Below are 12334 nucleotides of genomic sequence, written 5' to 3'. Positions count from 1 at the left end.
AAAACACAAACTCCACATTGTTGAATCAAAACTTTTACTTTAGCTACTTTAGATAGTGTTTGTAGACATGAACTCATGGATGCAAACGAAACGAGCAATTTGTTTGTATCTATGTGGCTAAGATTTTTGATTGTGGTCCATATAGATGATATCTAAATGGACAGAAATGCTGGCATACTTTTAAGTTTGTGAGGAATGATACCAACCGTTTAGAATCATCTAAACGGTTTTTTGTATTCTGTTTGAATGTTTTAGAGAAGGAGACATGTTTCATGAAAGTTGTAAAGAAGTTAATTGCCCCGGTTCTTGTGGTTGGTCTACTGATGACCTCCCTCTTGACCCTCCATCACTTGAAGAGCTCTAAGCATCAAAAGATTAAGATTGGGGTTTCTCAGTATATTACCCATAAGTCTCTTGATGCAACTCGAAAAGGCTTTGTGGAAGAGTTAGCAAAACAAGGCTATGTAGATGGAGAAGAGATTGAAATTGATTATCAAAATGCTCAAGGAGAACAGAGAAATTTGAAAAATATTTCAAATCAATTATCACAGGAAAGTGACCTTGTGTTTGCCATTGCGACTCCATCAGCACAAAGTATCGCCAATACGAACAAAAGAACCCCTGTAGTCTTTTCTGCGGTAACGGACCCTCTGGCTGCTAAGTTGGTCAAAAACTTGGATCGTCCTGGTGGCAATGTGACAGGAACGAGTGACCAATCTTCAGATGCGATTACTACACAAGTCGATCTGATTCAAAAGGTTTTACCAACAGCTAAGACAATCGGGATCCTCTATACGCAAAGTGAGCCCAACTCCGTCGTTCAAAAAGATGAGGCTAAAAAAGTCCTTGAGGCCAAAGGCTACCGTGTCGTAGAGAAAACCATCTTAGACAGTAATAATGTGAAAGCAGCAGCGGACAGTTTGATGTCAGAGGTCGACCTAGTCTTTATTCCAACAGACAACATTATTTCCTCTACGATGGAAACGATCAAACAAGTTTCTTTAAAACACAAGGTTCCAGTCATTGGAGGTTCAATTGAAATGGCTAAAGTAGGAGGCCTCTATACCTATGGGACAGACTACACCGAGTTGGGTCGTCAATCTGCCCGGATGGCGATTCGTATCCTGAAAGGGGAAAAGGCAGCCGATCTGGCTGTGGAAGCCCCTAAGAATTTAGAATTGTATGTCAATAAAGAGATGGCTAAGAAATTAGGAATTGATCTCTCTGGTATAAACGAAAAGAAATAGGAGATGGATGATGGATTTAGTATTATCAAGTTTATCTGAAGGTTTATTGTGGTCGATTATGGCCATTGGTATATTCTTAACATTCCGCATTTTAGATATAGCGGATATGACAGCAGAAGGTGCTTTCCCGCTTGGGGCTGCAGTCGTTGCATCCCAAATTCAAGCAGGTCAAAACCCATGGCTAGCAACCCTCTTTTCTATTCTAGCAGGGATGTTAGCAGGTCTAGTTTCTGGCCTCCTTCATACTAAGATGAAGATCCCCGCTCTCTTAACAGGTATTGTGACACTGACTGGTCTCTATTCGATCAATATTAAGATCATGGGGGGTGTCCCTAATTTATCCATTGGAGATTCAAGTACCATCTTCAAGTCTGTGATGGGGTTGGGTTTGTCCAATGAGGCTGCTGTCTTTGTTGTTAGTCTTTCTTGTTTGTTATTGGTCTGTCTGATTTTGACCCTTTTAATGAAAAGCCAGATTGGTTTGGTTCTTCGTTCAACTGGTGACAATATCCCAATGAGTGAGGCCAATGGGGTGAATGTGGACACCATGAAAATTTTCGGTTATATGATTTCTAATGGACTGGTTGCATTGTGTGGGGCTCTCTTCGCTCAGACAGATGGCTTCTCAGACGTGACTTCTGGTACAGGGACCATCGTCGTAGGTCTCAGTGCTGTTATTTTAGCAGAAGTCCTAATCCATGATTTGACCATTGGAGGACGCTTGCTTTCGATTGGAGTGGGGGCAATTGTCTACCGCCTCATTATCCTCAATATCTACGAAATTCCAAACCTAGACCAAAACTTAGTCCGTTTGTTTAACGCCATTCTCTTGGCTTTGGTCTTGTTTGCACCAGAAGCCCAGAAACGTCTCAAGATTCGTGGATTAAAACTAATCAGCAACTAGAAGGAGAAGATAAATGGCAACATTGTTAAAAATTGAAGACATCCATAAGACATTCGAAGCAGGCACGGTCAATGAAAACCATGTTCTCAAAGGCTTGGATCTAACAGTAGAAGAAGGGGATTTCATCTCCGTCATCGGAGGAAATGGAGCCGGGAAATCTACCTTGATGAACATCCTGGCAGGTGGTTTGCAAGTAGACCAAGGAGATATTCTTTTAGAAGGAAAATCTATTAAGCAGACCAGTGTTCGCAAGCGCGCCAAGGAGATCGCCCGTGTTTTCCAGGATCCTAAGATGGGGACAGCTTCCCGCTTGACCATTGAAGAAAACATGGCCATAGCTAAAAAACGTGGAGCAAGACGGGGCCTCAGTTGGGGGGTCAAAGAAAAAGATCGCGAAGAATTTAAAGCTGCTTTGAAGGAACTCAATATTGGGTTGGAGAATCGACTCAAAGTGGATACGCAATACTTATCAGGGGGACAACGGCAGGCCCTTACTTTGGTCATGGCAGCCTTGGTCAAACCGAAACTCTTGCTACTAGATGAACACACCGCAGCGCTCGATCCAAAGACCAGTGAAATGGTCATGGAAATGACGCAAAAGATTGTCGAAAGCCATGATTTGACAACTTTGATGATTACGCACGATATGAACCATGCCATCGCATATGGCAATCGATTGATCATGCTCTACCAAGGCAAGATTGTGGTCGATGTTAAAGGAGAAGAAAAGAAAAACTTGACAGTGGAAGACTTGATGCGCCTTTTCCATCAGAACAGTGGGGAACTCTTGGTGAGTGACGAATTGGTATTGGGATAAAATAAAGAGAGTGGGACAGAAATCGGTCATTCGTTAGAATTCGATTTCGTCTTCCCACCTCCGCACAGTTGAGTAGGGCTGTAAAAGCTGATGAAATCAGCCTAGTAGAGCCCACTCAACCACTGCGTCTTGCTCGACAATCCAAATACAATTGAGAGGCTAGGACTTTTGTCCTAGCCTCTTTTTTACCATAGAGAATAGGGGAGAGAAAGGCCGATTTAAATGTCCTGTACTAATACAATGGTATGTAATTGAAAAACAGTTTATTTTCTAAAAACTAGTCAAAATCCTTTTATTCACAAGGAATCATGTTATAATAAAGTCATAAAACGTTTTCAAGAGAGAAGGACAAGACATGGAAAATGAAACAGTTGACTATGGAAAAGTAACAGGAATGGTACACTCTACGGAAAGCTTCGGTGCTGTAGATGGACCAGGGATCCGTTTTATTGTCTTTCTTCAAGGCTGTCAAATGCGGTGTCAGTATTGCCATAACCCGGATACTTGGGCTATGGAAACCAACAAGTCTCGTGAACGAACAGTAGATGATGTTTTGGAAGAAGCCCTCCGCTATCGTGGTTTTTGGGGGCAAAAAGGTGGGATCACTGTCAGTGGCGGAGAAGCCCTCTTGCAGATAGACTTCTTGATTGCCTTCTTCACCAAAGCTCAAGAGTTGGGCATTCACTGTACGCTTGATACTTGTGCTCTTCCTTTCCGAAATACCCCTCGTTACTTGGAAAAATTTGACAAACTGATGGCAGTGACAGACTTGGTGCTCCTTGATATTAAGGAAATCAATGATGAACAGCACAGATTTGTAACCAGTCAAACCAATAAGAATATTTTGGCCTGTGCCAAGTATTTGTCTGATATTGGCAAGCCGGTTTGGATTCGTCACGTCTTGGTGCCAGGTTTGACAGACCGAGATGATGATTTGATCGAACTCGGAAAATTTGTTAAAACCCTTAAAAATGTTGATAAATTTGAAATTCTGCCCTACCATACCATGGGTGAGTTCAAGTGGCGAGAATTGGGCATTCCTTATTCCCTAGAAGGAGTAAAACCTCCAACAAAAGAACGGGTTCAGAATGCTAAGGACTTGATGGAAACTGAAAGTTATCAAGATTACTTGAAACGAGTTAAAGGATAACATAAAACGAGACAGTTGCTCCTTCCAGCTGTCTTTTCTGATGAAATGAACAACTATTCCCTTTCTTTAAACGGAAAAACGTGCTAAAATAGAGTGAATCTATAAATGAAAATGAAGAGGTAGAAACATGTCAAAAATTCTTGTTTTTGGTCACCAAAATCCAGACTCAGATGCTATTGGTTCATCTGTAGCTTTTGCTTACCTTGCAAAAGAAGCCTACGGTTTGGATACAGAAGCAGTGGCTCTTGGAACTCCAAATGAAGAAACAGCCTTTGTCTTGGATTATTTTGGTGTGGAAGCACCGCGCGTGATTACATCTGCTAAGGCAGAAGGTGCAGAGCAAGTCATCTTGACGGACCACAATGAATTCCAACAATCTGTTTCAGATATCGCTGAAGTAGAAGTTTATGGTGTTGTGGACCACCACCGTGTGGCTAACTTTGAAACAGCAAGCCCACTTTACATGCGTTTGGAACCAGTTGGATCCGCATCTTCTATTGTTTACCGCATGTTCAAAGAACACGGTGTAGCAGTTCCAAAAGAAATCGCAGGTTTGATGCTTTCAGGTTTGATTTCAGATACCCTTCTTTTGAAATCTCCAACCACTCACCCATCTGATAAAGTCATTGCGCCTGAATTGGCTGAATTAGCTGGTGTGAACTTGGAAGAATACGGTCTTGCCATGCTCAAAGCTGGTACCAACTTGGCAAGCAAATCTGCAGAAGAATTGATCGACATCGATGCTAAGACGTTTGAACTCAACGGAAACAATGTCCGTGTGGCTCAAGTCAATACAGTTGATATCGCTGAAGTATTGGAACGCCAAGCTGAAATCGAAGCAGCTATCCAAGCTGCAAATGCAGCTAACGGTTACTCTGACTTTGTCTTAATGATTACAGACATCGTCAACTCAAACTCAGAAATTTTGGCTCTTGGTGCTAATATGGACAAGGTGGAAGCAGCCTTCAACTTCAAACTGGAAAATAACCACGCTTTCCTTCCAGGTGCTGTTTCACGTAAGAAACAAGTGGTACCTCAATTAACTGAAAGCTTTAATGGTTAATCATAGATGGGAAAACCCATTGTTAAAAAGGAGTTTCGGCTCCTTTTTTGCTAGGAGGAGACTATGTTAGAATCTGGCGATTTGATTTTTGTGAGGGATCATACGGAAATGGGGCAGGCCATCCAGGCATCTACTGGGAACTATAGCCATATGGCTATCTTTTTGGACGGTAAGGTCTATCATGCCACGGTGGAAGGTGGCGTTCTGGCTCAGTCCTCTGAAGATTTCTTTGAAGCTGAGAAAGGATATGATCTTTACCGCTATGCAGAGATTGATGACAAAGAAGTTAAAAAGCGAGCAGAAACCCTTTTAGGGGCTCCCTATAATGCTTCCTTTTATCCAAATGGAGATGGTTTCTATTGTTCCCAGTTCATCGCTGAACTGCTTCCCATCTTTGAGACCATTCCCATGAAGTTTGGTGAAGATAATCAGGAAATCAGTGATTTCTGGAGAGACTACTATAGAGAACTAGGACTAGCTGTACCTCTGAATCAGCCTGGGACCAATCCCAGTCAGTTAGCCCAGTCTCCCCATCTACAGTTTAAAGAAAGATATATGGATGATTACAATCATTAATCCCACACGTTTGACACGTCAGCCTTTTTTTAAGGACTTGATTAACTATCTGGATCAGCAGGATGATGTGATCCTACGACAAATCAAGGCCCAATTTCCAGATCAGCCAGTGGACAAGTTGATGGAGGAATATATCAAAGCGGGCTTCATCCTTCGAGAAAATAGACGCTACACCCTCAGCATGCCTTTCTTGAAATCTGCTGAAGCAGTCGACTTGGATCAAGAAGTCTTTGTCCGAGAAGATAGTGAGCTTTATCAGGAACTGAAAGCCAAGGTCTTCCAAACAGAACTTCGCAACACGACCAATGCAGCGATTCTCATAGAAGAGACTGACTTCGAGCGAAAGGCACAGACCCTGTCCAATTACTTTTACAAGGTGAAACACCAATACCCTTTGACGGAGGGTCAAGAGAAACTCTATGCCATCTTGGGAGATGTCAATCCCGAATATGCACTCAAGTATATGACCAGCTTTTTGCTCAAGTTCCTCAAAAAAGATGAAGTCCAGCAAAAGCGCAGAGACATCTTTGTCGATAGTTTAGTCTTATTAGGTTACATCGTTCAAAATGAAGATGGGAAATATGAGTTGGTTGTAGAATTTGATAAAGAAAGATTCATCTTTAGAAAAAAATAGAAGAAGGCTAGGAATTTTCCTAGCCTTCTTTAAACATACTATAGATAACGTTCAGCAACAGCCGCATCACCGGGATACTCTTCTTTTACGCCATTAACGATTTGGTAGCAGTCAGCTCCTTTTCCAGCAATAATGACCGCATCTTCAGGCTTGCTAGTAGTTGCCATAGCCAGTTGAATGGCTTGCTCGCGATCTGCAATTTTCTCGACAGGGCGCGTGATAAAGCTGCTGATTTCTTCAGCGATAGCCAAAGGATCTTCATAGTTGGGGTCGTCCGCTGTGAGGAAGACTTGGATCTCAGGATGGTCTTCTAAGAGCAAGCCAAAGTCCTTACGGCGGCTCTCTCCTTTATTCCCAGTTGATCCAAGGACCAGTGAAATCGTTCCTGTCTGATGGGTTTCAACAACAGAGAGCAGTTTTTTCAAGCTATCTCCATTATGGGCATAGTCAATAAAAACTTTTGCTCCATTCTTTTGAGTCAAAACTTCCATCCGACCAGGAACACGCGTTTTAGCGATCCCCTTTTTGATGTCCTCGAGACTTGCTCCTAGACGGAGGCAGGCGAGACCTGCAGCCACAGCATTTTCTTGGTTGAAGTGGCCAATGAGCTGGGTATCATAATCCCCTGCTAACTTACCAGTGACAGAAAAGCTAAAGGCTTTTGAGTTGTGGACTTGGTTGGTCGATTGACTACCGTAGAAGTCGTGGTCTTGCTCAGCTACCTGCTCCGCAAGAATCTTAAAATGGTCCATATCACTATTGACGACAACAGCACGACTATTTTCCATCAAGAGACGTTTATGGTAGAAGTAGTCTTCGAAGGTTGGATGCTCAATCGGTCCAATATGGTCAGGGCTGATGTTGAGGAAGACACCAACATCAAAAGTAAGACCGTAGACTCGTTTCACCAAATAAGCTTGGCTAGAAACTTCCATAATCAGGTGGGTCCGATCATTGGCAACTGCCTGGGCCATCATTTCAAACAGATCGATGCTTTCTGGGGTGGTCAAGGTTGATTTAAAGAAGGTCTTGCCATCCAAGGTTGTATTCATGGTAGATAGCATGGCAGGACGATGGCTTTGCTCAAGAATCTTGTAGGCATAGTAAGCAGAAGTGGTTTTGCCCTTGGTCCCTGTAAAAGCCAAGAGTTTTAGTTGGCGCTCAGGGTGGCCATAGAATTCCATGGCAAGCAAGCTCATAGCCTGTTTAATGTCCGTAACGATAATGGCCGGGATGCTGACCTCAAAGTCCTGCTCAGCGACATACCACTGTAAACCTTGCTCGATCGCTTGCTCCAAAAATTCCTTCTTGAAATTTGCCCCCTTCACAAAAAAGAGGGTCTCGGAGTTGACCTTTCGACTATCGTAGCTAATTTGATTAAAAGAAACACCACTTGCAGAATAGTGGTACTCTCCGTCTTGTAGGATCTCACGAAAGTTGTGATCCTCTTTTAAAATGTTTAGTACAGTTTCTATCTTCATCATAATCCTATTTTAAACTGAAAGACCTTATTTTACAAGTGTAAAGGAAAAGTTTATAATGAAAGAAGACTATAAAGTAGAGGAAACATATGAGTAACGAAACAAGTAATCAACAGGCCCAGATGCTCCGCGGAACTGTCTGGTTAACAGCCAGTAATTTCATTAGTCGTCTCTTAGGAGCGGCCTATATCATCCCTTGGTATATCTGGATGGGCAAACATGGTGCAGAGGCAAACGGTCTCTTTACCATGGGCTACAATATCTACGCTTGGTTTTTGCTGATTTCAACAGCAGGAGTACCTGTAGCGGTTGCTAAGCAAGTGGCCAAGTACAATACCAAGGGTCAAGAAGAACACAGTTTTGCCATGATTCGTGGTTTCCTTAAGTTCATGTCTTTATTGGGCTTGGTTTTTGCCATTATCATGTATTTGCTTTCTCCAGTATTTGCAAACTTGTCTGGAGGTGGGAAGGACTTAATCCCTGTCATGCAAAGCCTGTCTTGGGCGGTCCTCATTTTCCCTTCCATGAGTGTGATTCGTGGCTTCTTCCAAGGTCATAACAATCTGAAACCTTATGCCATTAGTCAAATTGCAGAGCAAGTGATTCGGGTTATCTGGATGCTTTTGACAGCCTACTTCATTATGAAGGTCGGCTCAGGTGATTACGTTGAAGCCGTGACCCAGTCCACTTTTGCAGCCTTTATTGGGATGGGAGCGAGTCTCCTTGTCCTCGTCTATTACCTCTGGAAAACAGGACTTCTACAGCACATTATCCATCGACCAGAGTCTGATAATGAGATCGATACTAAGGCTCTCTTGTGGGATACCATTCGTGAAGCGATTCCGTTCATTGTAACAGGATCAGCCATCCAGCTCTTCCAAATTATCGACCAGATGACCTATAGCAATGTTATGTCTTGGTTTACCAACTTCAGTCGTTCAGAGCTTTTGGTTCAGTTCAGCTACTTTTCAGCAAATCCAAATAAAATCACCATGATTTTGATTGCGGTAGCGACCTCTATTGGAGGAGTGGGGATTCCTCTTCTTACAGAGAACTATGTTAAAGGAGATTTCCGGGCTGCGGGTAAGCTGGTTCAAGATAATTTGACCATGCTAGTAGCCTTCTTGCTTCCAGCGACGATTGGAGCAGTAGCCATTGCAGAGCCACTTTATACTGTCTTTTACGGGAAACCAGATTCCCTCGCTTTGGGACTCTTTATCCTAGCGATGCTACAGACTATTATTTTAGGCTTGTATACGGTACTCTCTCCTATGATCCAGGCTCTTTTCCAAAATCGGAAGGCGATTCTTTACTTTGGCTATGGAGTATTGGTGAAACTGATTCTACAAGTGCCTTTCATCTATTTCTTTAAAGCCTATGGCCCTCTTCTTTCTACTACGATTGGTCTCATGATTCCAATCGTCTTCATGTATAAAGAAATCCATGTCGTAACTAAATTTAATCGAAAGACTGTCTTTAAACGGAGCTTATTAACAGCTATTTTAACCTTCATCATGCTATTAGTGGTTTTACTTTCAGCCTTGATTCTTGGATTTGTCTTAAAACCAAATGGTCGAGTGACGAGCATGGTCTATGTAGCACTGATTGGTGGTGTGGGAATCGTCGTATACGGTGGCCTCGGTCTTCGTCTTCGTTTCTTAGATCGCTTCATTGGCAGCAAGGCAGCCAGTCTTCGAAATAAATTTCATATTTCATAACCAGTAGAGGTTGGGTCTATCCCACCTCTTTTTTTCATTATAGTTTGAAGCTATATCTAGCTCTTGAAAAAGGAAAAACCGAATCATCTAAAGAAGTGATACAATAGAGACAATTGAATTTACGTCCATTGGAGGTTTGTATGAGTCACAAAAAGAATATTAACACCATCCTAGCTCAAGCGGGAATCAAGTCGGATCCAGCAACGGGGGCTTTGATTACTCCGCTTCATTTTTCAACCACTTACCAGCATCCAGAGTTTGGTCAATCTACTGGTTTTGACTATATCCGTACCAAGAATCCGACGCGGGTAAACGCTGAAAAGACCTTGGCAGCTATTGAGAGTGCAGAGCATGCCTTGGTGACGAGCTCAGGTATGTCTGCCATTGTCCTAGCCTTTAGTATTTTTCCTGTTGGCAGTAATGTCTTGGCAGTACGGGATCTTTATGGGGGCTCTTTCCGCTGGTTCAACCAGATGGAACAAGAAGGACGCTTTTTCTTTACCTATGCCAATTCAGAAGAAGAATTGGTAGAGGGATTGAAAGAGGAAGTGGATATCCTCTATATTGAAACGCCGACTAACCCGCTCATGCTGGAGTTTGATATCCAGAAACTAGCTGCCTTAGCTCATGAAAAAGGGGCAAAAGTGATTGTAGACAATACCTTCTATAGCCCTATCTACCAACGTCCAATTGAAGAAGGAGCAGATATCGTCCTCCACTCAGCGACCAAGTATTTAGCGGGGCATAATGACGTGTTGGCTGGTGTTGTTGTCACAGATGATGAAGCCCTCTATGAGCAACTCTTTTATAATCTCAACACAACAGGAGCTGTTCTCTCTCCTTTTGATAGCTACCAATTGATTCGTGGGTTAAAAACCTTGGCTCTTCGTATGGAGCGCTCCACTGAAAATGCTCAGAAGGTAGTAGAGTTCTTGAAGGGGCATCAAGCTGTTAAGGAAGTCTTGTATACTGGCAAGGGAGGCATGGTTTCCTTTAAAGTAAGGAAGGAAGAAAAAATCCCAACCATTCTCAACCACTTGCATGTCTTTACCTTTGCAGAGAGTTTAGGTGGGGTGGAAAGTTTGATTACCTACCCAACGACCCAGACTCATGCAGATATTCCTGCAGAGGTTCGGCATTCTTATGGTTTAACGGACGACTTGCTTCGCCTTTCCATCGGAATTGAAGATGCGAGGGATTTGATAGAGGATTTAGAACAAGCATTGGCTAGATAGGAGTCCATCATGGGAAAAGAACAATTTTTGACCGTCCCCAATCGTTTGGGGCACCACACTAGCAAGTGGAGGGAGTCAGAACAAGATCCTGAACTTCTTCCTGCTTGGATTGCCGACATGGATTTTGAATCCTTACCTGCTGTTCGACAAGCAATTCGAGATTACGCAGATCAATTAGTCTACGGCTATACCTATCCTAGTGAGGAACTTTACCGAGCTGTTCAGGAGTGGGAAAAGACAGAACATGGATATGTGTTTGAGAAGGAAGCGATTGTCTTTATGGAAGGAGTGGTTCCCTCTATTTCAACGGCTATTCAAGCTTTCACTAAGGAAGGGGATTCTGTTCTCATCAATACGCCAGTTTATCCACCTTTTGCCCGTAGCGTCCGTCTCAATCAACGCAAATTAGTGACCAATTCCCTTGTGGAAGTGGATGGACTCTTCCAAATTGATTTTGAGCAATTGGAAAAAGACTTTGTAGAGCACCAAGTTAAGCTCTATATCCTCTGCAATCCTCATAATCCAGGTGGTCGCGTTTGGGAGCGAGAAGCCCTAGAAAAGATTGGTCGTCTCTGTCAAAAACATGGGGTCCTGCTTGTTTCAGATGAAATTCACCAAGACTTGGCTCTATTTGGAAATCGGCACATCTGTTTTAATACGGTAGATCCAAGCTTTAAGGATTTCACCCTTGTCTTATCGAGTGCGACCAAAACCTTCAACATCGCAGGGACAAAAAATTCCTATGCCATCATCGAAAATGATGCACTTCGGAAATCCTTCCAAGCTCGGCAATTACGAAACAATCAACATGAAATCTCTGCCCTTGGCTTTATCGCCACAGAAGTGGCCTATCAGAATGGAAAGGCTTGGTTAGAGGACTTAAAGGAAGTCTTGGAAGAAAATATCGACTACACTGTAGCAGTTTTGCGCGAGCAGACAGATATTGGTGTGATGAAACCGCAAGGGACCTATCTGCTTTGGCTTGATTTTTCTGCCTACGGTTTGTCTGAGGAAGAATTGCATGCTCGGCTTCATGATCAGGCTAAGGTCATCCTCAATAAGGGAACAGACTTCGGGGTCGAAGGGAAACAGCATGCTCGACTAAATGTGGCGGCTCCGAAATCCCTGGTTCAAGAGATTGTTGATCGGATTGTCACTGCCTTTCCTAAAAAAGGTTCATGTGAGGGTTGACTTTTCTATAGGGGAGGAGTATACTCAAGGAGAATAACGGTAGGTGAGGCTACCGCAAGGATACGGATGACTACCGCAAAGCAGTGGAGACACTACTCGTTGGTCAACAGTCCTGATCGCAAAGGTCAAGACTAAGCTCATTTCATCGCCTTGCGGAGCTAAAGCTTGGACGGTCTATTTTTTGAGAAATTTTATTAAAAAATAAACGACGAGTTTCATGAGTCCTACCTGAATGAGGGAGGGCTCTTTTCTTATGCATAAGAACCCTCTCAATATCAAGTAGAAAAGGAGAACACTATGATACAAATCGACGATCAT

The 12334-nt window shown here is 43.0% G+C and carries 11 protein-coding genes and 1 riboswitch; of the genes, 10 read left to right on the top strand and 1 reads right to left on the bottom strand.

The window, feature by feature from the left end; genetic code table 11:
• Positions 1 to 272: 272 nt before the first annotated feature.
• The 7 genes from D8785_RS02750 to D8785_RS02715 all read left to right on the top strand — a co-directional run bounded on the left by D8785_RS02750 (position 273) and on the right by D8785_RS02715 (position 6391).
• The gene (locus tag D8785_RS02750) at positions 273 to 1247 is read left to right on the top strand and encodes an ABC transporter substrate-binding protein (protein ID WP_125374402.1); all 975 of its coding nucleotides are present in this window, start codon (positions 273 to 275) and stop codon (positions 1245 to 1247) included.
• A 10-nt stretch (positions 1248 to 1257) separates the two neighbouring features.
• Entirely contained in the window at positions 1258 to 2151 is an 894-nt protein-coding gene (locus D8785_RS02745) for an ABC transporter permease (RefSeq protein ID WP_125374401.1), read from the top strand.
• 13 nt (positions 2152 to 2164) lie between these two features.
• Positions 2165 to 2968 (top strand): ABC transporter ATP-binding protein, encoded by an 804-nt coding sequence (locus D8785_RS02740; RefSeq protein WP_125374400.1) that lies wholly within the window; start codon positions 2165 to 2167, stop codon positions 2966 to 2968.
• 355 nt (positions 2969 to 3323) lie between these two features.
• On the top strand, positions 3324 to 4118 hold the full coding sequence (gene pflA / locus D8785_RS02730; protein WP_125374399.1) for a pyruvate formate-lyase-activating protein: 795 nt from the start codon (positions 3324 to 3326) through the stop codon (positions 4116 to 4118).
• A gap of 127 nt (positions 4119 to 4245) precedes the next feature.
• Entirely contained in the window at positions 4246 to 5181 is a 936-nt protein-coding gene (locus tag D8785_RS02725; protein ID WP_003013157.1) for a manganese-dependent inorganic pyrophosphatase, read from the top strand.
• Positions 5182 to 5244: 63 nt separating this feature from the next.
• Positions 5245 to 5757 carry a YiiX/YebB-like N1pC/P60 family cysteine hydrolase gene (locus D8785_RS02720; RefSeq protein WP_125374398.1) on the top strand — a complete coding sequence of 171 codons (513 nt, stop codon included), beginning with the start codon at positions 5245 to 5247 and terminating at the stop codon, positions 5755 to 5757.
• Positions 5741 to 6391: a DUF1803 domain-containing protein gene (locus tag D8785_RS02715; protein ID WP_125374397.1), complete on the top strand. Its 651-nt coding sequence runs from the start codon at positions 5741 to 5743 to the stop codon at positions 6389 to 6391. The genes D8785_RS02720 and D8785_RS02715 overlap by 17 nt, the downstream gene beginning before the upstream one ends.
• A gap of 38 nt (positions 6392 to 6429) precedes the next feature.
• Here the strand turns inward: D8785_RS02715 and D8785_RS02710 are convergent, their stop codons facing one another.
• Entirely contained in the window at positions 6430 to 7875 is a 1446-nt protein-coding gene (locus D8785_RS02710; protein ID WP_125374396.1) for a UDP-N-acetylmuramoyl-L-alanyl-D-glutamate--L-lysine ligase, read from the bottom strand.
• A gap of 86 nt (positions 7876 to 7961) precedes the next feature.
• Between D8785_RS02710 and D8785_RS02705 the strand changes: the two genes are divergently transcribed.
• The 3 genes from D8785_RS02705 (at position 7962) to D8785_RS02695 (ending at position 12016) form a co-directional block, all read left to right on the top strand.
• Positions 7962 to 9590 (top strand): putative polysaccharide biosynthesis protein, encoded by a 1629-nt coding sequence (locus tag D8785_RS02705; protein ID WP_125374395.1) that lies wholly within the window; start codon positions 7962 to 7964, stop codon positions 9588 to 9590.
• A 140-nt stretch (positions 9591 to 9730) separates the two neighbouring features.
• Complete coding sequence (locus D8785_RS02700; RefSeq protein WP_125374394.1) at positions 9731 to 10825, top strand: cystathionine gamma-synthase; 1095 nt, start codon at positions 9731 to 9733, stop codon at positions 10823 to 10825.
• Positions 10826 to 10834: 9 nt separating this feature from the next.
• On the top strand, positions 10835 to 12016 hold the full coding sequence (locus D8785_RS02695; RefSeq protein ID WP_125374393.1) for a MalY/PatB family protein: 1182 nt from the start codon (positions 10835 to 10837) through the stop codon (positions 12014 to 12016).
• A gap of 28 nt (positions 12017 to 12044) precedes the next feature.
• Positions 12045 to 12199: riboswitch (M-box (ykoK) riboswitch) on the top strand.
• Positions 12200 to 12334 lie beyond the last annotated feature (135 nt).

The organism is Streptococcus australis, assembly GCF_003943615.1.
GTDB classification, from domain to species: Bacteria; Bacillota; Bacilli; order Lactobacillales; family Streptococcaceae; genus Streptococcus; species Streptococcus australis_C.
The sequence above is the reverse complement of the archived record's forward strand: the minus strand, read 5'-3'. Positions and strand labels throughout refer to the sequence as shown.